Source organism: Rhodococcus aetherivorans, assembly GCF_011058165.1.
Taxonomy (GTDB): Bacteria; Actinomycetota; Actinomycetes; order Mycobacteriales; family Mycobacteriaceae; genus Rhodococcus; species Rhodococcus aetherivorans.
This window is the reverse complement of record NZ_JAALEG010000006.1, coordinates 113168-133244: the sequence shown is the minus strand read 5'-3', so window position 1 is coordinate 133244 and position 20077 is coordinate 113168. Positions and strand designations below refer to the sequence as shown.

The window sequence follows — 20077 nt, the reverse complement described above, 5'->3', positions numbered from 1 at the left end:
GCCCCGCCCGCCCCCGCGGCGGCGGAGCCGGCCCCGCGCAAGAACCCCGGCCTGCTCGCCGCGACCGGCTCGATCGCCTTCGCGACCCTGATCAGCCGCATCACCGGCTTCGTCAAGCAGGTGCTGTTGCTGACCCTGCTCGGCGCCGCCGTCGCGAGCTCGTACACGGTGGCCGCCCAGATCCCGAACATGATCTCCGAGCTGGTGCTCGGCGCCGTCCTCACCTCGATCGTCGTGCCGGTGCTGGTCCGCGCGGAACGCGAGGACCCGGACGGCGGTACGGCGTTCGTCCGGCGCCTGTTCACCGTCTCCGTCACCGTGCTCGGCCTCGCCGCCCTGCTGGCCACCGCCGCGGCGCCGGTCCTCGTCACCCGGTTCTTCCTCGACGACACGGGCAAGGTGTCGACGACGCTGACCACGGCGCTGACGTATCTGTTGCTGCCGGCGATCCTGTTCTACGGCCTGTCGGCGCTGCTGACCGCCATCCTGAACACGCGGCAGGTGTTCAAACCGGGCGCGTGGGCGCCGGTGCTGAACAACATCGTCGTCATCACGGTCCTGGTCCTGTACTTCCTGCTGCCCGGGGAGATCACCCTCGACCCGGTGCGCATGAGCGACCCGCACCTGCTGCTGCTCGGCTGCGGCGTCACCCTCGGTGTGGTGACCCAGGCGATGTCCCTGGTGCCGGCGCTGCGCCGCGAGGGGATCAGCCTCAAGCCGCTGTGGGGGCTCGACGACCGGCTGCGCCAGTTCGGCGGCATGGCCGCGGCCATCGTGCTGTACGTGCTCATCAGCCAGGCCGGCATGGTGTTCGCGACACACGTCTCGTCGAGCGCCGACGCGGCCGGCCCGGCGATCTACAACAACGCGTGGCTGCTGCTGCAGCTGCCGTACGGCGTCCTCGGCGTCACGGTGCTCACCGCGATCATGCCGCGGCTGAGCCGAAACGCCGCCGAGGAGGACACCCCCGCGGTGGTGGACGACCTGTCGGTCGCGACCCGGCTGACGATGATCGCGCTGATCCCGATCGTCGTGTTCTTCACCGTCGCCGGCCCGCAGATCGGCACGGCCCTGTACGGCTACGGCAGCTTCGGCGAGGGCAACGCCGAACGGCTGGGCCAGGCGGTCAGCTGGTCGGCGTTCACCCTGATCCCGTACGCCCTCGTCCTCATCCATCTGCGCGTGTTCTACGCACGCGAGCAGGCGTGGACCCCCACGTGGATCATCCTCGGCATCACCGCCGTGAAGATCGGCCTGTCCGCGATCGCGCCCGTCGTCGCCCGCACCGACGACCAGGTGGTGCTGTTGCTGGGCGTGGCGACCGGCCTGGCCTTCACCGTCGGGGCGGGCATCGGCGGCTTCCTGTTGCACCGCGCCCTCGGCGACCTGCGGATGGCGAACGTGGGCCGGACCGTGTGGCACGTGGTGATCGCCTCGGCCGCAGGTTCGGCGGCGATGCTGCTCACCGATCGGCTGCTGCGGCTCGGTGCGCTGAGCGACCGGTTCGGCGGTATCGGCTCGATGGTGCGGGTCGCGATCACCGGCGCGCTGATGCTGCTGGTGACCCTCACGGTGATGTGGTTGCTGAAGGTGCCCGAGATCCTGGCGATCACCGCGGCGGTCCGGCGCAAGGTCGACGCGCTGCGCGGACGCACGCCCGTCGAGCCGGCCGTCGCCGAGGCGGATGCCGACGAGATCGCCGAACTCGAGGCGGCCCGCTTCGAGGAATCGGAGGCCGAGAAGACCATCGTGTTGCCGCGCCTGGACTACGGCGACTACGGGGTGGCCCCGTACGACGCGGTCACCGAGGTGATTCCCGCGATCAGGGACGTGCCGAGCCACATCGATGCACACCGGCAACTCCCGTACCCTGGTCGACGGCAGGTTCGTACCACCCGGGACGGATCGCGCCGGTTCGCGGATGCCGGACGGCCTCCCGGTTACCTCCGGGGCGGGCGAGTCGAACAAGAAGGAGTGAGGGTGAGCGACGACCACGCTACCGGTAAGTCCACGGTCGATGAGTCCGCATCGACGGACCCGGGTTCGGTGTCCACGGACGCCGACGGCACGTCGACGCAGTCCCCGCAGGCCGGCATCCCCGACCGTTCCGCCTCGCCGCAGAAGTCCGCCGGCAGCCCTGCCGAGAACCGCTCCGGTGCCGGCCGGCCCCGCCGCGATCCCCACGTCGACACCGGCGTCATCCCGATCGGCTCACCCCAGCTGCCTCCGCTGCGTGTGCCGGGGTCCGCGCCGCGCACCCCGATGCGCGGGCCGAAGCTGATCCCCGGCGCGTCGGTCGCCGGTGGCCGCTACCGTCTGCTCGCCCCGCACGGCGGCGCGCGCGGTCTGCGTTTCTGGCAGGCGCAGGACGTCAAGCTCGACCGCGAGGTGGCGCTGACGTTCGTCGACGCCGAGCAGCGCGCCGGGGACGTGACCGGCCCCGACGGTCCGCAGGCCATCCTGTCGCGCACCCTGCGGCTGGGCCGGATCAACTCACCGGGGCTCGCACGCGTGCTCGACGTGGTCCGCGGCAGCTCGGGCGGCATCGTCGTCGCCGAGTGGACGCCCGGTCGTTCGCTGCGCGAGATGTCCGGCACCGAGCCGTCCCCGCTCGGCGCGGCCCGCGCTGTGCAGGCCCTCGCGGCCGCGGCGGAGGCCGCGCACCGCAGCGGCGGCGCCCTCTCGATCGATCACCCCGACCGGATCCGCATCAGTGTCGCCGGCGACGCGGTGCTGGCCTTCCCCGCCACCTTCGCCGACGCGGACGTGACCTCCGACGTCCGGGGCCTCGGCGCGAGCCTCTACGGCCTGATCACCGCCCGCTGGCCGCTGCCCGAGCAGGCCGCGCCCGGGGAGCAGCCCCCGGCGCACACCGGCGGCACGATCGGCGGGATGCGCCCGGCGGACCTGACCGCCGAGGGCATCGCGGTCGAGCCCCGCACGCTGCGGCCGGAGGTGCCGTTCGAGATCTCCGCGGTGGCGGTGCGTGCGCTCGCGGCCGACGGCGGAATCCGGACCGCGGCCACCGTACAGCACATCCTCGGCCAGGCCTCGGTCGTGGACCAGAAGACCGACATGATCCCGGCCCTGCGGCTCGGCCAGCGCAGTGCCGGCGCCACCGACCACGCCCTCGCGGACCCGGAGGCTCTCGCCGAGGAGAAGAAGCGATCCGAGCGGATGCTGTTCGCGCTCGTCGGCCTCGGCATCACCACGGTGGTGCTCCTCGCCCTGATCGGCTGGTGGATCGCGAACCTGCTCGCCGGAGGCAACTCCGACGAGCCGCTCACGAGCCAGGACTTCGGCCTCACCCCGACCTCCGAGGCGCCGGCGGAGCCGGTCGCCCAGGCGCCGGCCCCGGCCGCAGCGGCCGGACCGGTGGCGGCATCGGCGGTCTCGGTGTTCTCCCCGCAGGGCACCCCGGATTCGCCGGCTACGGCGCGGTTGGCCATCGACGGTGATCCGTCGACGGAGTGGAGCACCGACGCCTACTTCCAGCCGTTTCCCGCCCTGAAGAACGGTGTGGGACTGATGGTGGCGCTCGCCGAGCCGGCCGCGCTCTCGTCGGTGTCGGTGACGTCGGACAGCCCGGGCACGAAGGTCGAGATCCGCAGCGCACCGTCGGACCAGGCCTCCCTGGACCAGACCCAGGTGATCGGCTCGGCGACGCTGCGGTCCGGCGTCACGGAGATCCCCGTCGAGGCCGAGGGCCGCACCTCCGATGTGCTGGTGTGGATCACGGGGCTGAGCACGTCCGGCGGCGGCAACAAGAGCTCGATCGCCGAGGTGACGTTCACCGCCGCCGAATAGCCCGGCGCACGCACCTCCGGTCGCCCACCTCGATCGGCTACCATCCGCGCGTGCGAATTTTGGGGGGGATCGCAGGAATTGCCGTGTCCGACGCCGAGTTACTCGCGGCGCACGCGGCGGGGGACCGACGCGCGTTCGCGCAACTGCTCGAACGGCACTACGACCATCTGTGGCAGGTGGCGCGCCGCACCAGCTATTCGCCCGAGGATGCCGCGGACGCCCTGCAGGAGGCGTTGCTGTCGGCGCATCGTACGGCGGGGAAATTCCGGAACACCGCGGCGGTTCGCAGCTGGCTGCACACCATCGTGGTGAACGCGTGCCTGGACCGCATCCGGCGCAACAAGGCGCGACCGACCGTCCCGCTGTACGACGACGGCACCGATGCCCGCGACGAACGGGATCGCATCGCGGAGCGGGAGATCGCGCTCGACATCGAGGCGGCGTTGTTCACCCTGCCACCGGAGCAACGCGCCGCGGTCGTCGCCGTCGACGTGGAGGGCTGGCCGGTAAGCGAGGCGGCCCGGCGGCTCGGTGTTCCCGAGGGCACGGTCAAGAGCCGCTGCGCGCGCGGGCGCCGTCGGCTCGCGGTGCTTCTCGGTGACCTGCGGGATACGGGGAACCGATCGTGATAGGCGGCCGTCTTATCCTGGTGAGGGCACCGGAAGGCGGGGAGGACGGCGGATGACCGAGGACGAGCTGCCGCGGCCGCCGTATTCTGCCGACCTGCTCGCCGACCTGCACGCCGGGGTCCTGGACGACGACGTCACCGCCGGATTGTGGCCGGCGGTGCGGCGGGATCCGGACGCCATGGCGGTGATCGCCGCGCTCGACTCCGTCAGCCGCCGGCTCCGGGCCCTCGGTGCGGCCGAAGGTGTTGAGAGCCCGCCGATCCCGCCGGAAGTGGCGGCCCGGATCGATGCGGCCCTGACCGCGGACGCCGCCGCGCGTCGACGGCGACGGTGGCTGCTCGCCGCGGCCGGGACGGGGGCTGCGGCCGCGGTGGCGATCGGATTCGCCGTTACCGCCCACGGCGCCGGACGCCCCGATGCCGCGGCGCCGATGGCCGCGCCCGCCGCTGCCGCGCCGGCTTCTGCTGCACCGGCTTCTGCTGCACCGGCTTCTGCTGCACCCGGTGCCGACGTGCTCGACCCGGCGACCTGGCGCGCGATGATCGGCGCGTCCGACCCCGGCCCGCTGTCGGATCACGCAGTACTTCGAGAATGCCTCGAGGCCAACGGCATCGACGAATCCCGGCCACTGCTGGGGTCACGCACGATCCGGTTCGACGGCCGGGAGGCGGTCGCGCTGGTCCTGGGTGATGCCGCGTCGCCGCGGTTGACGGCACTGGTGGTGGGCACGGGATGCGGCGCTTCCGATCCGGCGACTCTGGTGATCCGTCAGATCGGCTGAGTCGCAAGGAGTTCAACCGTCCGCGGCGGGCAGCAACAGATCGAGGATCCGCTCCCGCAGGGCGGACGTGTCGTCCTCGGCCGCAACGATGCTCGCGAACAGCGCCGCACCCGCGGCGAGGACGAGCACGGCACGTGCGTCGAGGTCGGCGGGAGAGGAGCCGTCGCCGTGGGAGAACAGTGCCGTGCTGGGGCCGCTGAAGGTGCGCCACAGGGTGTTCCGCAGATCGTCGTGATCGCGGAGTGCGGCGATGAGCCCGGGCAGGGCGGCGCGGACGTCGGGGCGGGCGAACAGGTCCGCGCTGCCCCTGACGACCCATTCGATCCAGCCGCGGCGGTCCGTCCCGTGCATCGGGGTCAGGTCCGGCGCGGAACCGAGAAGCGAGTCGAGCACGAGGTGCGCCTTCGACGGCCACCGCCGGGTGAGGGCCGCCCGGCTCACCCCGGCCCGGGCCGCGATGCCGCGCAGGCTCAGGTGTTCCCAGCCGACCTCGAGCAGCATCGCGCGGGTCACGGCGAGGACCTCGGCGTCGATGCGCGGATCGCGGGGGCGGCCGGCGGGCGTGGGGGAGCGGTGGGATGCGGTCATCACCGGTAATTGTGGTGCACGGCACGGCGCGGCACTATAGTTGCAACACGTTACAGAACCACTGGCATCGAAAGTAGGGGCATGACCTCGTCGCGACCCGCCGTGTTCGAACCCGTTCGGCTCGGACCGCTCACCCTGCGCAACCGCATCCTCAAGGCCGCGACGTTCGAGGGCGTCATGCCCGGCGGTCGCGTCACCGACGAACTCGTCGAGTTCCACGCCGAGGTCGCCCGCGGCGGCACCGCACTGACCACCGTCGCGTACTGCGCCGTCGCACCCGGCGGGCGCGTACACCGCAACACCGTCGTCCTCGACCGCGACACCGTGCCGGGTCTGCGCCGCCTCACCGACGCCGTGCACGCGGAGGGCGCGCTCGCCTCGGCGCAGATCGGGCACGCCGGACTCGTCGCCAATCAGATCTCCAACGGGACGAAGACCCTCGCCCCGTCCACCCGCATCAGCGCCCCCGCCATGGGCCTGGTGCGGGGCGCGAGTCTCGCGCAGCTCGATCAGGTCGTCACCGATTACGAGAACGCGACCCGCTGCGCCGTCGAGGCCGGATTCGACGCGCTCGAGGTGCACCTGGGACACAACTATCTGCTCAGCTCGTTCCTCAGCCCGAATCTCAACAAGCGCAGCGACCGCTACGGCGGCAGTCTCGAGAAGCGAACCGCGTTTCCCCGACGCATTCTCGAGGCGGTCCGCAAGGCGGCCGGCGACTCGGTCGCCGTCATCGTCAAGTTCAACATGACGGACGGCGTCCCCAAGGGCCTGTGGCTCCACGAGAGCCTGCCCATGGCGCGGCTGATCGAATCCGACGGCCACATCGACGCGATGGAACTCACCGGCGGCAGCTCCCTGCTCAACGGCATGTACTTCTTCCGCGGCGACGTCCCGCTGGCCGAGTTCGTCGCGTCCCAGCCCAGGCTCGTCGGGCTGGGACTGCGGTTCTACGGGCCGCGGCTCTTCCCGACCTACCCCTTCGAGGAGGCGTTCTTCCGCCCGATGGCTCGGCAGTTCCGGTCCGAGCTGCGCACCCCGCTCATCCTCCTCGGCGGCATCAACCGGATCGACACCATCGAGAACGCGCTCGACGAGGGATTCGAGTTCGTCGCGATGGGCCGGGCGCTGCTGCGAGACCCGTACCTCGTCAACAAGTTCCGGGACGAGCGCGTGCGCGAAGGGCTGTGCATCCACTGCAACAAGTGCATGCCCACCATCTACACCGGAACCCGGTGCGTCGTGCGCGAATCCCTGCGCGACGTGGAGCACAGCACCTGACGGTGCGCCGGCCCGCAGCTATCCTGCAACACCATGGACGGTGGGCGGTGACGAACGCGACGACCCCGCCCGTGCAGGTGCGGGTGCTGGGCGCCGTCGCCGCGCTCGTCGACGGGCAGCCCGTCGCCCTCGGCGGTCCCGTCCGTCGTGCGCTGCTCGCCCGGCTGGTGGCGGCACGCGGGCACCCGGTCTCCGCCGACCGGCTCGTCGGGGACCTGTGGGGCGGGGCACCGCCGGCCAAACCGGTGGCGGCGCTGCAGGCGCACATCTCCCACCTGCGCCGGGTGCTCGGTCCGGGCCACGACCCGCTGCCACGGAGCGCCGCCGGGTACGCGCTGAACCTGCCTGTCGCCGCGGTGGACGCGTGGGCGTTCGAGGACGCCGTCACCCGCACCGTCACCGCACCCCACGACCGGCTCCGGCACCTCGGGCAGGCCCTCGAGCGGTGGCGGGATCCGCTGCCCGACATCGATCGATATCCCTGGGCGGCAATCGAATCCGACCGGCTCGGGGAACTGCGCCGCACGGCGGTGGAACAGTACGCCGAGACCGCGCTCGAACTCGGTGCTCCCGTCGCGCCGCTGATCGCGTCGCTGAGCGACATCGTCGCGGCGGACCCCGGCCGCGAACGCGCCGTCGGGCTCCTGGCGCGCGCCCGGTACCGCGCCGACGGCCCGGCCGACGCCCTCGCCGTCATCCGCCGCTCGCGGCAGTACCTGGCCACCGAACTGGGCCTCGACCCCGGTCCGGCACTACGGGCCGCCGAGCACGAGATCCTCACCGGTACGGCCGGTCCTGCCCGGGACCGAGCGCCGATCGCCGACCACGTCCGCCCCGCCGAACTCGGCGTCCTGCTGGACGAGGCCGGACGCGCCGCCCGCGGTGAGACGCGTCTGACGTGGCTGGCCGGGGAACCCGGGGCGGGCAAGACCCATCTCACCACGCTGCTCGCCGGCGCCCTCGAGGGCGACGGCTGGCAGGTTGCCCGCGGCAACTGCCCCGAGGTGGACGGAGCGCCACCGGGGTGGCCCTGGATCGAGATCCTCGACGCCCTCGCCCACACCGACCCCGACGGCACGGCCACGATGACGTCCCGGCTGGCCGTGCCCGGCACCGGCCTCGACACGTTCGGGCTCGCCCGTTCGCTCACGCGGCACCTCGGCCGCATCGCCGCCGACCGTCCGCTGCTGCTCGTCTTCGACGACATGCACCGCGCCGACGAACCGACCCTGCACCTGCTGCGCCTCACCCTCGCCGCCCTGCGAACCCGGCCGCTGCTCGCCGTCGCCACCTATCGGCCCACCGAGGCGGGGAGCGAACTCGCCGCCGTCCGCGCGGCGACGAACGCATGCCCCGGCCGGCAGATCCGCCTCGCCCCGCTGACCGACGACGGCATCGCCCGCCTCGTCCGCGAATGCGGCGTCGTCGCCCTGGCGCCCGAGGACATGGCGTTGCTCGTCGCCCGGACCGACCGAAATCCGTTGTTCGTCAGAGAATTTGCTCTGCTGATCGCCGACCGGGGCGTCCGGGCACTCCATCACGACGTGCCGGCCGGGATCGCCGACGTACTGCACCACCGCATCCACACGCTGCCCGAGGCCACCGTCGCCGTGCTGTCCGCGGCCGCCGTCCTCGGACGCGAAGCCGACCTGGACGTGCTCGCCGCGATGTGCGGAACCGACCTCGAGTCCCTCCTCGAGCCACTCGAGCCGGCCCTGCGCGCCCGCCTGCTCGAGGAACCCGCACCCGAGCGGATCCGGTTCACCCACAATCTCGTCCGGGAAACCCTGTACGCGGGGCAGTCACGCCTCCGGCGCACCCGTCTGCACGGCGCGGCCCTCGCGGCGTTGTCCGCCCTGCGGCCGGCCGAGGTGGCCGCGACGGCACACCATGCGGCGCTCGCGGCCACCCCGTCCACCGCCCACCACGCCGTCGCGCACCTCACCGCGGCGGCCCGTCGCGCCGACGCTCTCGGCGCCCGAGCCGATGCGGTCACCCTGTGGGGCGCTGCGGTGTCGGCACACGAGATGTCCACCGTCGTACCGGAAGACGGCCTGCTGCCGCTGCTCACCGGATACGTCGGAGCGCTCGCCCACACCGGCGACGTGGTCACCGCACGCGTCGTGCGCCAACGCGCCGTGGACCTCGCCCGGCGGATCGGTGACCCGCCGGCCCTCGTTGCGGCGCTCACTTCGTGGTCCGCGCCGGTCACCTGGACCGTCCGGGTCGACGACGAACCGGACCGGCGCATCCTCGACCCCGTGCAGTCACTCCTCGCCACCACCGCCCTCGGCGACCACGACCGGGTCCTGCTGCTCGTCACCGCCGTCTTCGAACTCGAGGGCGCCGACTCGGTGGCCGCCCTCGCCGCGGCCCGCCGCGCGCACGCCCTCGCGCGGGGAACCGCCGACGCCGGGCTGCGCTGCCGTGCGCTCAACGCCCTCGGATTCGTCGCGTACGGCCCGGACCTCGTGGCGCAGCGGCGTGACATCGCCGCGGAACTCCTCACCGTCGCCGGCGACGCGGGAGACGCCGCGTATCAGGCGCAGGCACACTTCCAGTGGTTCCTCGCCGCCGCCGCAGACACCGAACTCGACGAGGCCCGTCGCCACGCCGAACTCGCCGTGCGGTACGCGGCCGGCCGGCAGCTCTCCCAGTTGCTCGGCGTGGTCGAACTGTTCCGCGCCCTGGTGCGCCTCCTCGCCGGCGACGAGGACGGCGCACAGCGCGGATATGACACCGTCGCAGCACAACTCGAGGCGGAGGGCACCGCCTCGGCCCGGTGGATCGGTACCGTCGGACGCATCGGTGTGGCCACGGCGCGCGACGACTTCGCTCCGCTCGTCGCCGAGTTGTCCGCACTCGAATCGGCACGGCCGCACAGTGTCCGGTTCCCGTTGATCCTCGCCCTGCTCGACAGCGGTGAACACGAACGGGCGCGGCAGTTGTGGCGCGCCCAGCGGCCGTTCCGGCGCGACTACTACTGGCTGGCCATGACATGCCTGCGCGCCCGTGCCGCGGCCCGGCTCGCGGACACGGCGACGGCCCGGGACTGCCATGCGCAGTTGCTGCCGTTCAGCGGCCGCATCGCCGGCCTGGATTCCGGCTCGTTCCACGCCGGCCCCGTGGACGCTGCCCTCGCCGAGACCGCGGCGCTGCTCGGCGATGCGGACTCGGCACACCGATTCCACGATGCGGCCGAGACACTCACCGCGACGGTGTCGGCACAACTGCACGACCCGGCGTGGGCGGCGTGGCGTTGAGCCCGTTCCGTCGTGTCGCGGACAGGACGCACAGCCCGATCGCCGCGAACGCGCAACCGCGTGGAATTTCGACGACCAGTCCGGTCACGCCCGGCATCGCCGGAATCGGCAGCAGGAGAACGACACCGCCCGCCGCCATGAGGGCGCCGATCCACACCGGTACCGCACGCGAACGGATCAGCGCGATGCCGAACAGGATCATGCTGCCCATGAAGACGAGTCCGCTGACGGTCTGCAGGAGCACATAGGGCTCGTAGTCGAGGAGGGTATCCGACCCGGAGATCGCCCCTGCCGTCGCCGGATCGCGCGAGAACGGCACGGAGACGAAGGCTTCGATCACCAGGTGCGAGAACGCCACCAGCACCGAGGACAGGAAGTATGTGACGTACGCGACGAGACCGAGCATTCCGGTTCCGGCGGCGACCCAGGCGTACAGCGCGGGCACACCGAGCATCAACAGCAGCGTTCCCGACAGCAGGAGGACGTGGGGGAGGGGATTGATCGGAGCGGACAGCGCCGGCACCGAATGCGCGGCGCCGTCGACGACGGGATGCAGGAGGCCGCCGGCGAGGTTCAACGGGAACGCGGCGACGACGGACACCGCGCCGAGGCGGTACAGCAGTGCGGGAGTTACGGTCATACCGTCAGCGTGACGATTCGGCCTTGCGGTTCCCTTGCCGTCCGCTTGCCGTCCGGGTGGGCAGGGTACGCCTCGGTGTGGCGTGACGCACGGCACTCGAGGAACAACACCCCTTACCCTGTTGTTGACCCATGTTGTGGACCACTGACGTCTTGTGGACCACTGACGTCCCGGTCACGGGCCTCCAGGCTCGACCGTCCCGTATCGAAGTACCAGCAGACAGAAGTACCAGCAGACACCGGAAGGCTCGCATGACCACTGAATCCACGATCCACGACCTGATCATCGTCGGTTCGGGCCCGGCCGGATACACCGCCGGGATCTACGCCGCCCGCGCCGAGCTGTCCCCGCTGCTGTTCGAGGGAACCCAGTTCGGCGGCGCCCTGATGACCACCACCGAAGTCGAGAATTTCCCCGGCTTCCGCGAGGGCATCACGGGACCGGACCTGATGGACCAGATGCGCGAGCAGGCCCTGCGCTTCGGCGCCGACATCCGCACCGAGGACGTCGACGAACTCGACCTGACCGGCCCGGTCAAGAAGGTCGTCGCCAACGGACAGACCTACCACGCCCGCGCCGTCATCCTGGCGATGGGTGCCGCCGCGCGCTACCTCGGCATCCCCGGCGAGGAGCAGCTCCTCGGCCGCGGCGTGTCCGCCTGCGCCACCTGCGACGGCTTCTTCTTCCGTGACCAGGACATCGCCGTCGTCGGCGGCGGCGACTCCGCCATGGAGGAAGCCACCTTCCTGACCCGCTTCGCCCGCAGCGTCACCCTCATCCACCGCCGCGAGGAATTCCGCGCCTCGAAGATCATGCTCGACCGCGCCCGCGCGAACGAGAAGATCCGCATCGTCACCAACGCCAAGCCCGTCGAGGTGCTCGGCGACACCGCCGTCACCGGCCTGGTCCTCGAGGACACCGTCACCGGCGAGCGCAGCACCCTCCCGGTGACCGGCATGTTCGTCGCGATCGGCCACGACCCGCGCAGCGAACTCGTCCGCGGCCAGATCGACCTCGACGACGCCGGCTACGTCCAGGTGCAGACCCCGACCACCGCCACCAACCTGCCGGGCGTCTTCGCCGCCGGCGACCTCGTCGACCACCTCTACCGCCAGGCCATCACCGCCGCCGGCACCGGCTGCTCCGCCTCGCTCGACGCCGAACGCTGGCTCGCCGAGCAGGAAGACCGCCACCCGATCACCGTCAACGCCGGATACTGACCCCTTCCACACCCATCGAGTAGGAGCCATCGTGGCCGAGAAGAACACCGTCACCATCTCCGACGCCTCGTTCGTCGAGGACGTCCTGCAGTCCGACAAGCCGGTACTGGTCGATTTCTGGGCGACCTGGTGCGGCCCGTGCAAGATGGTGGCTCCCGTTCTCGAGGAGATCGCCGGGGAGCACTCCGAGAAGCTCAAGATCGCCAAGCTCGACATCGACGCCAACCCCGCCGCGGCGCGCGACTACAAGGTCATGTCGATCCCGACGATGATCCTGTTCTCCGGTGGCAAGCCGGTGAAGACGATCGTCGGTGCGAAGGGCAAGGCGGCTCTCCTCCGCGACCTCGCCGACGTGCTCTGAGTCACCGTTTCCCCGTCGACACGGATGCGCCCGGATTATTCGTGATCCGGGCGCATCTGCGACAATCGAACGATGGTCTGGTGTCACACCGGGCACAGCAGGTCAGCAGCACGGAAAGGGCCGAGACATGCACCGACTGCGCTACGGCGACCATGGCCCTGCCGTCGCCGAAATCCGGAGCACCCTCACCGGCCTCGGATTTCTGCACGGCGAGTCCGACGTCTCCGCCGGCGACAGCTGGGTGGGCTCCGATGCGGTGTTCGACCGTGAGCTCGACAGCGCGGTGCGTGCGTTCCAGCAGCAGCGCGGTCTGCTCGTCGACGGCGTCGTCGGTCCCGCCACCTACCGGTCGCTGAAGGAAGCCTCGTATCGGCTCGGCGCCCGCACCCTCATCTATCAGCTCTCCGCACCGCTCTACGGCGACGACGTCGCGACGTTGCAGCGGCGCCTGCAGGATCTCGGGTTCTACGTGGACCGGGTCGACGGCTACTTCGGGCCGCGCACCCACGAGGCCCTGAGCTCCTTCCAGCGGGAGATCGGCCTCGCACCCGACGGCATCTGCGGCGCGGAGACCCTCCGGTCGCTGGAACTGCTCGGGACCCGGGTCACCGGCGGATCGCCGCACGCCATCAGCGAGGAGGAGATCGTCCGCCGGTCCGGTCCGCACCTGAGCGGCAAGCGCATCGTCATCGATCCCGGCCTCGGTGGCCGCGACCACGGCATCATCGTGCGCAGCCCGCACGGCGACATCTCCGAGGCCGACATCCTGTGGGACCTCGCTCGTCGCCTCGAGGGCCGCATGGCCGCGACCGGAATGGAGACCTTCCTCTCCCGGCCGTACCACGCGAATCCGTCGAACATCGAGCGGGCCGGCACCTCCAACGCGTTCGGCGCGGACCTGATGATCTCCCTGCGCTGCGACAGCAGCCCCAATCCGGCCGCGAGCGGCATCGCGAGCTTCCATTACGGCAACGCGCACGGCTCCGAGTCGATGATCGGTCAGGTGCTCACCGGATTCATCCAGCGCGAGGTGACGGCCCGCACGCCGCTGCGGGACTGCCGTAGCCACGGTCGCACCTGGGATCTGCTGCGCCTGACGAACATGCCGACCGTGCAGATCGACCTCGGCTACCTCACGAACACGCAGGACGCCGCAGTCCTCGCCACCCCGCGTTCGCGCGACATCATCGCCGAAGCCATCCTCATCTCGGTCAAGCGGCTGTACCTGCTCGGTCAGGACGACCAGCCCACCGGCACCTACACCTTCGCAGAACTGCTCGCCGAGGAACTGTCGATCACCGAGACCCGCTGAGCGGTTCGCTCAGCGGGCCGCCCCCACCGGGGTACGCCCCGACATGCCCGCGACGGTGAGCGCGGCCTCCTCGAGCAGTCGATCCAGCGCCGCCTCGACCCCCACCTTCCATTCGTGGTCGCGATCGAGTTCGAGCCGCAACCTCGGGAAGCGGTGGTGGGGAGCGACGACCTCGAAACCCATGTCCTCGAGGAAGCCGGCCTCGACCATGCACTCGGCGGGGGAGCAGTCCCGTGCGGCCGTTGCCCCGGGAACGTCGCTCTCGTCCTCGCCGGCAGTCCGATACCCGAACGCCTCGATCGCGCGCACGTTGCGGCGGACCAGATCGGAGATCACCGCGCGGATCAGTGCCGCCCCGAGATCGCTGCCCTCCGCGAGCGGCTCGATCCGGACGGTGGTCAGCAGGATGGCATCCGCGCTCACCGGGGACGTCGGGAACAGCTGAGCGCGCGGCACCATGTTCGGCGGGGCGTAGAACGCGCTACCGGCGGGCTTGTCGTCGAGCGTGGCGACCTGGGCGCAGGAGCCCCACTGGAGCATGACCATCGACAGCCATGCCTCCTTCTCGAACTCCGGATCGTAGAACCCGCCCGCGTCGTGTACCGCCGCGGGGTCCATCTCCCAGAACACACAGCGCCGGGCGTGTGCCGACAGCTGATCCATTCCGCCCAGGGTGAGTGTTGTGACTCGAGTCGACATCTGGGTTACTCAGCCTCCAAGTCCGTATCCTCGACTGTCGTCCTGACGTGCCGAGGCGTCAAGAGGGGTTGGCCTGAGATTCCATCATCGCCACGATCCGCTCCAGGTCGTCGACCGAGCCGAACTCCACAACGATCTTGCCCTTGCGCTTGCCCAGGCTGACTGTGACACGGGTGTCGAAGGAATTGGACAGGCGCTCCGCGACGTCCTGGAGGCCGGGCATCTGGATGGGCTTGCGGCGCTGCTGCGGTGCGGGGTCCTTCCCGTCGCCGCGGTTCGCCAGCATGACCGCCTCCTCGGTGGCCCGCACCGAGAGGCCCTCGGCGACGATGCGCGCGGCGAGCACCTCCTGGGCGTCGGGTCCGGCCTCGAGCGACAGCAGCGCGCGAGCGTGCCCGGCGGAGAGCACACCCGCCGCCACCCGCCGCTGGACGGGGATCGGCAGCTTGAGCAGACGGATCATGTTGGTGACCACCGGCCGGGATCGGCCGATGCGGGCCGCCAGTTCCTCGTGGGTGACGCCGAACTCCTCGAGCAACTGCTGATACGCCGCCGCCTCCTCGAGCGGGTTGAGCTGGACCCGGTGGATGTTCTCCAGCAGCGCGTCACGCAGGAGGGACTGGTCGTCGGTCTCACGGACGATCGCCGGGATCGTGGCGAGACCGGCCTCCTGGCCGGCACGCCACCGGCGCTCGCCCATGACGAGCTGGTACCGCTCTCCGTCGAGCCTGCGCACGACGATGGGCTGCATGAGCCCGAACTCACGGATGGAGTGGACGAGTTCGGCGAGCGCCTCCTCGTCGAAGACCTGCCGCGGCTGGCGCGGGTTCGGCTCGATCTTGTCCGCCTCGATCTCGAGGTAGACCGCTCCGGCGGGGGAGGGGAGGGGCGTGTCCGCCGGCGCCGGGGCGCCGTTGCCCGCGGCCTTCGCGGCCGGGGGAGTCGCCTGTTCGGTGGCGGTGGCCTTGTTCGACGTGGTTTTCGGAGCGGCGTTCTTGCGGTTGTCGCCGATGATCACGTCGGCCGCAGCGTTACCGAGGCCGGGAGCGGCCGCCGGGCCGGTCGGAATCAGCGATGCCAGACCCCGCCCCAACCCGCCTTTGCGTGTCGCGCTCATTCGTTCCCCTGCTTCTCGTTCCGGTATCCGCGTGCCGCCAGTTCGCGTCCCGCGTCGAGGTAGCTCATCGCACCGCGCGAACCTGGATCGTAGTCGAGAACAGTCATCCCGTAACCGGGAGCTTCCGAGACCTTCACGCTGCGGGGGATGACGGACCGCAGCACCGCGCTGCCGAAGTGGGCGCGAACCTCCTCCGCGACCTGATCGGCGAGCTTGGTGCGGGCGTCGTACATGGTGAGCAGCACGGTCGAGACGTGCAGTTCGGGATTGAGGTGCGACTGGACGAGTTCGATGTTGCGCAGCAGCTGGCCGACCCCCTCCAGCGCGTAGTACTCGCACTGGATGGGGATGAGCACCTCCTTCGCCGCCACGAGCGCGTTGACGGTGAGGAGACCCAGCGACGGCGGGCAGTCGATGATGACGTAGTCGAAGTCCTCATCGCCGAGCGCGGCGGGGGAGAGAGCGTTCTTGAGACGGTTCTCCCGCGCGACCATCGAGACGAGCTCGATCTCGGCGCCGGCGAGGTCGATGGTGGCCGGGATACAGAACAGGCGCTCGCTGTGCGGGCTCTGCTGGATGGCTTCGGCGGCCTTCACCTCCCCGAGGAGCACCTCGTAGCTCGACGGGACGCCGGAGTGGTGCGGCACCCCGAGGGCGGTGCTGGCATTGCCCTGGGGGTCGAGATCGACGACGAGGACGGTCAACCCCTGAACGGCGAGGGCCGACGCCAGGTTCACCGTGGACGTGGTCTTGCCGACGCCACCCTTCTGGTTCGCGATCGTGATGACGCGGCGGCGAGCCGGCTTGGGGAGTGCGTTCACGGAACTCGGGTGAAGTACCTGGCTGGCTCGGTGCGCGGCGGCGCCGATCGGTGTGTCCAACGGCGAGAGCCCCTCGTACGGAATCGGAGAGAACTCGTCCTCGACGGACTCGGACTCGGCTCCCGTCGGCCTCTGCGCCTCGGTTTCACGTGAAACAGCGGATTCAGATCCACCCGACATTGACCGCTCCTTTGTTGTCGACACACCCGGTTGGCACGGTACATCCCCCTCGCGAAACCACGCCGGTGGTCCACGACCGGCCACCCCGGCCGGCCACCGTTTCGGTCCCGCGACCGGGCGGAGTGAGCCGAGGCGTAGTGGCTGATGCGTGAACTCGGAAAGCGGGTTGCGCCGGCGCAGGTTGGCGACCCTGCCGGCCCACTCCGTTTCCTCGTTTCGACCAGTATCCCATCCACCTTCCGGAGGAGTGCGACGACGTCGCCGACGAAGATGATGTTTCACGTGAAACCTGACGTTTCACGTGAAACAGAGATCCCCGCCGGTGTCGTTTCACGTGAAACGCCACCGGGTGGCGGCGGCGGACCGGGCGCCATCCGAGCGGGCGGGAAATTATCTGTCACAGTGACGAAATGCCATCGAGTGGATGGATGGGCGGTTGCCGCGAAAGATCCGCACTCCCGGACGAATTCCGTTCGTGATCCCAAAAGACAAGGCAAGCAACAACTTCGGGCGAAACTGGGATCAAAGGAACGGCAGACGGCGGACTTCCACGCGGTCTCGGCGGCGCAGAACCGGAGTTCGCAGTCGAGGAGGGGATTTCCGGACGCGGCGCACGCGGTGAGCGGCGGGCGATGCAGGTGCCGTCAGGATGCGGCCTTCCGCGTCACGCCATCGGGACGCGAGGGGCGGCTCGCGCGGGTTGCAGCGACAACAGTGGCGCCTGCTCGAGAGAATCGTTCAGCTCGAGAGTCTCGAGTCGCGCACATCTCGAGTCGGCGCACTCGAGGCGGGGGACCGCTCGAGTGGGGGGTTTCACGTGAAACCTGATCAGCGCTTCTTGCGCCGTCGCACCGGCCGCGGCATCCGCTCCGCCTTCACAACGAGGGTGGGGGTCTCGAGCAGACCCACGCCGCACTCGAGGACCTCGAGGTTGCCGGCACCGAGACGGGCGAGTTCGTCGCGATCGCGTTCGATCTCCTCCGCCGCGCTGGAGCCCTTGAGCGCCAGCATCCGTCCGCCCTCGTGCACGAGCGGCAGCGACCACTTGGCGAGCTTCGCCAGCGGCGCCACCGCACGCGAGGTGACGACGTCGGATCCGCCGGCTTCCTTCACGACGCCGGGCTGCTCCGCACGGCCGCGGATGACGAGCACGTTGGTCAGGCCGTGCGTTTCGACGAACTCGGCCAGATACACCGACCGTCGCAGCAGGGGTTCGACGAGGGTCACATGCAGATCGGGGCGGGCGATCGCCAACGGGATACCCGGAAGCCCGGCACCGCTGCCCACATCGACGACACGTTCGCCTTCGTCGATCAGTTCACCCAGCACTGCGCAGTTGAGCAGGTGGCGGTCCCACAGGCGGGGGACCTCGCGCGGACCGATGAGACCGCGCTCCACACCGTCGGTAGCGAGGGAATCCCGGTACTGCTCGGCAAGACCGAGTCGCTCACCGAAGACGCGAACGGCGATCTCGTGGATGCGCGCCTCGTCCTGTTCCACGTGAAACATCCTCTCCCGACGACACTGGCCTCGAAGAAAGGAGGGATCCCGACGCACCCGCCGAGATCCCTCCCACGCACTGCTGTCCGATCGATACTGCTGTCCGATCGATACTGCTGTCCGATCGATACTGCTGTCCGGTCAGTTCTTGACGACGACGACCCGGCGCTGCGGCTCGGCGCCCTCGCTCTCGCTGGACACACCCTCGATCTTGGCCACGGCGTCGTGGACGATCTTGCGCTCGAAGGGCGTCATCGGGGTCAGCTCCTCGCGCTCCCCGGTCTCGAGTACCCGCTTCGCGGCGGCCGTACCAAGCTGGCTGAGCTCTGCGCGCTTGCCCGCCCGCCACCCCGCGATGTCGAGCATCAGCTTGCTGCGCTCGCCGGTGACCTGCTGCACCGCGAGGCGGGTGAGCTCCTGCAGGGCATCGAGTACCTCGCCGTCGCGGCCGACGAGCTTGGACAGATCCTTGCCGCCGTCGATACTCACGACCGCACGGTCGCCCTCCACGTCGAGATCGATGTCGCCGTCGAAGTCCAGGACGTCGAGCAGCTGCTCGAGGTAGTCGCCGGCGATTTCGCCCTCCTCGATCAGGAGATCGTCCTCGGAGTCGGAATCCGCATCGAGATCCGGCGTCTCGGTGGTCACGTCGGCATCCTCCTGTGCCTTGTCCAGGTCACTGGCCATGATTCGCTCTCTCTTCTTCGGTCAGCGCCGCTTGCGCTTGGAGTTCTTCGAGCCGCTGGGGCGTTTCGATCCGGCGACGTTCTTCGGGCCTCCGGCCGGCGGGGCGGACGGCCCGGCACCGCCGGAGGTGTCGTCCGCGGCCGGCTTCTCCAGCGAGATCTCCGAAGCGTCCGCGGCACCGGCGACAGCGTCCTCCCCGGTGGTGGACGGAGCCTTCTTCTTCGCGGCCCGATCGGGACGGGCACCCGGCTTGGGGGCGTTGTCGCTGCGGCGTGCGATCGCGGCCTGCTTCTTGGCCTCTTCCTCCTGGTCGATCTTGCGGAAGACGATGTGCTGCTGGGCGTAGGTCCAGATGTTGTTGCTCACCCAGTACAGGAGGATGGCGATCGGCAGGAACGGGCCGCCGACGATGACGCCGAGCGGGAACACCCACAGCGCCAGCTTGTTCATGATCGCGGCCTGCGGATTCGCCGCGGCCTGCGCGCTCTGCCGCGCGACGGAGGCGCGGGAGTTGAAGTGGGTCGCGATGCCCGCGACGATCATCAGCGGAATCGCCACGAGCGCGATGTCGAGGCGGGAGGGGATGCCGCCGAACGGCTCGAACGCCACCAGCGACGCCTCGGGCTGGGTGATCCACGCCGAGATCGGCGCGCCGAACAGGCGCGCACTGAGGAAGGACTGCACGTCCTCCGGGCTGAACGCATAGTTTCCGAGCTGGGCGTTCTCCTCCGGTGACAGGCCGAGCTGACCGAATCCTTCACCGGTGCGGTTGAACGAGCGCAGCACGTGGAACAGACCGATGAACACCGGCGCCTGCAACAGGACCGGGAGGCAACCCATCAGCGGGTTGAAGCCATGTTCCTTCTGCAGCTTCTGGAGTTCGACGGCCTGCCGCTGCCGGTCGTTGGAGTACTTCTTCTGCAGCGCCTTGATCTGCGGTTGCAGTTCCTGCATCTGCCGCGTCGTCCGGACCTGCTTGACGAACGGCTTGTACAGGATCGCGCGCAGCGTGAAGACGAGGAACACCACGGACAGCGCCCACGTCGCGCCGTCGTCGGGCTCCAGTCCGGGCAGGGCCGTGAAGGCGTTGTGCCAGACCCAGAGGATCCAGGACACGGGATAGTAGATGAAGTCGAGCACGGCTCTATGTACTCCTCAGGTCGTCCAAGGTCGCCACCCAGCGGCGTCGGT

Annotated in this window: 16 protein-coding genes; 8 read left to right on the top strand and 8 right to left on the bottom strand. The window is 70.3% G+C overall.

Features of this window, described 5'->3' with window-relative positions; translation table 11 throughout:
* From murJ to G6039_RS04475, 3 genes are all read left to right on the top strand, one after another.
* The coding region (gene murJ / locus G6039_RS04485) for a murein biosynthesis integral membrane protein MurJ (RefSeq protein ID WP_164528059.1) at nucleotides 1-3807 on the top strand (3807 nt) is incomplete at its 5' end.
* An 83-nt stretch (nucleotides 3808-3890) separates the two neighbouring features.
* The gene (gene sigM, locus G6039_RS04480) at nucleotides 3891-4436 is read left to right on the top strand and encodes an RNA polymerase sigma factor SigM (RefSeq protein WP_006934425.1); all 546 of its coding nucleotides are present in this window, start codon (nucleotides 3891-3893) and stop codon (nucleotides 4434-4436) included.
* Between the two features lie 52 nt (nucleotides 4437-4488).
* On the top strand, nucleotides 4489-5217 hold the full coding sequence (locus G6039_RS04475; RefSeq protein WP_043799114.1) for a hypothetical protein: 729 nt from the start codon (nucleotides 4489-4491) through the stop codon (nucleotides 5215-5217).
* A 12-nt stretch (nucleotides 5218-5229) separates the two neighbouring features.
* On the opposite strand, the gene G6039_RS04470 is transcribed toward G6039_RS04475, so the two are convergent.
* On the bottom strand, nucleotides 5230-5805 hold the full coding sequence (locus G6039_RS04470) for a TetR/AcrR family transcriptional regulator (RefSeq protein ID WP_029546793.1): 576 nt from the start codon (nucleotides 5803-5805) through the stop codon (nucleotides 5230-5232).
* A gap of 81 nt (nucleotides 5806-5886) precedes the next feature.
* On the opposite strand from G6039_RS04470, the gene G6039_RS04465 reads away from it, so the two are divergent.
* On the top strand, nucleotides 5887-7086 hold the full coding sequence (locus tag G6039_RS04465) for an NADH:flavin oxidoreductase (protein ID WP_043799112.1): 1200 nt from the start codon (nucleotides 5887-5889) through the stop codon (nucleotides 7084-7086).
* A 47-nt stretch (nucleotides 7087-7133) separates the two neighbouring features.
* Nucleotides 7134-10349: an ATP-binding protein gene (locus tag G6039_RS04460; protein ID WP_051446038.1), complete on the top strand. Its 3216-nt coding sequence runs from the start codon at nucleotides 7134-7136 to the stop codon at nucleotides 10347-10349.
* Here G6039_RS04460 and G6039_RS04455 read toward each other — a convergent pair.
* A complete protein-coding gene (locus tag G6039_RS04455; protein WP_029546795.1) occupies nucleotides 10294-10989 on the bottom strand; it encodes a hypothetical protein in 696 nt (231 codons plus the stop codon). The genes G6039_RS04460 and G6039_RS04455 overlap by 56 nt on opposite strands.
* Before the next feature lie 251 nt (nucleotides 10990-11240).
* Here G6039_RS04455 and trxB point away from each other — a divergent pair, with 251 nt between their 5' ends.
* From trxB to G6039_RS04440, 3 genes are all read left to right on the top strand, one after another.
* Nucleotides 11241-12209 (top strand): thioredoxin-disulfide reductase, encoded by a 969-nt coding sequence (gene trxB / locus G6039_RS04450; protein WP_006934439.1) that lies wholly within the window; start codon nucleotides 11241-11243, stop codon nucleotides 12207-12209.
* Nucleotides 12210-12240: 31 nt separating this feature from the next.
* Nucleotides 12241-12570 (top strand): thioredoxin, encoded by a 330-nt coding sequence (trxA, locus tag G6039_RS04445; protein WP_006934442.1) that lies wholly within the window; start codon nucleotides 12241-12243, stop codon nucleotides 12568-12570.
* Between the two features lie 127 nt (nucleotides 12571-12697).
* Entirely contained in the window at nucleotides 12698-13882 is a 1185-nt protein-coding gene (locus G6039_RS04440; RefSeq protein ID WP_029546796.1) for an N-acetylmuramoyl-L-alanine amidase, read from the top strand.
* A gap of 9 nt (nucleotides 13883-13891) precedes the next feature.
* Here the strand turns inward: G6039_RS04440 and G6039_RS04435 are convergent, their stop codons facing one another.
* The 6 genes from G6039_RS04435 to yidC all read right to left on the bottom strand — a co-directional run bounded on the left by G6039_RS04435 (nucleotide 13892) and on the right by yidC (nucleotide 20026).
* Complete coding sequence (locus tag G6039_RS04435) at nucleotides 13892-14581, bottom strand: hypothetical protein (protein WP_006934444.1); 690 nt, start codon at nucleotides 14579-14581, stop codon at nucleotides 13892-13894.
* A 58-nt stretch (nucleotides 14582-14639) separates the two neighbouring features.
* Entirely contained in the window at nucleotides 14640-15698 is a 1059-nt protein-coding gene (locus G6039_RS04430; RefSeq protein ID WP_029546797.1) for a ParB/RepB/Spo0J family partition protein, read from the bottom strand.
* Nucleotides 15695-16699: a ParA family protein gene (locus G6039_RS04425; protein ID WP_029546798.1), complete on the bottom strand. Its 1005-nt coding sequence runs from the start codon at nucleotides 16697-16699 to the stop codon at nucleotides 15695-15697. The genes G6039_RS04430 and G6039_RS04425 overlap by 4 nt, the downstream gene beginning before the upstream one ends.
* A gap of 828 nt (nucleotides 16700-17527) precedes the next feature.
* On the bottom strand, nucleotides 17528-18208 hold the full coding sequence (rsmG, locus tag G6039_RS04420; protein WP_029546799.1) for a 16S rRNA (guanine(527)-N(7))-methyltransferase RsmG: 681 nt from the start codon (nucleotides 18206-18208) through the stop codon (nucleotides 17528-17530).
* A 132-nt stretch (nucleotides 18209-18340) separates the two neighbouring features.
* Nucleotides 18341-18886: a Jag family protein gene (locus G6039_RS04415; RefSeq protein WP_029546800.1), complete on the bottom strand. Its 546-nt coding sequence runs from the start codon at nucleotides 18884-18886 to the stop codon at nucleotides 18341-18343.
* 21 nt (nucleotides 18887-18907) lie between these two features.
* Nucleotides 18908-20026 carry a membrane protein insertase YidC gene (yidC, locus tag G6039_RS04410; RefSeq protein WP_006934450.1) on the bottom strand — a complete coding sequence of 373 codons (1119 nt, stop codon included), beginning with the start codon at nucleotides 20024-20026 and terminating at the stop codon, nucleotides 18908-18910.
* Between the last annotated feature and the right edge of the window lie 51 nt (nucleotides 20027-20077).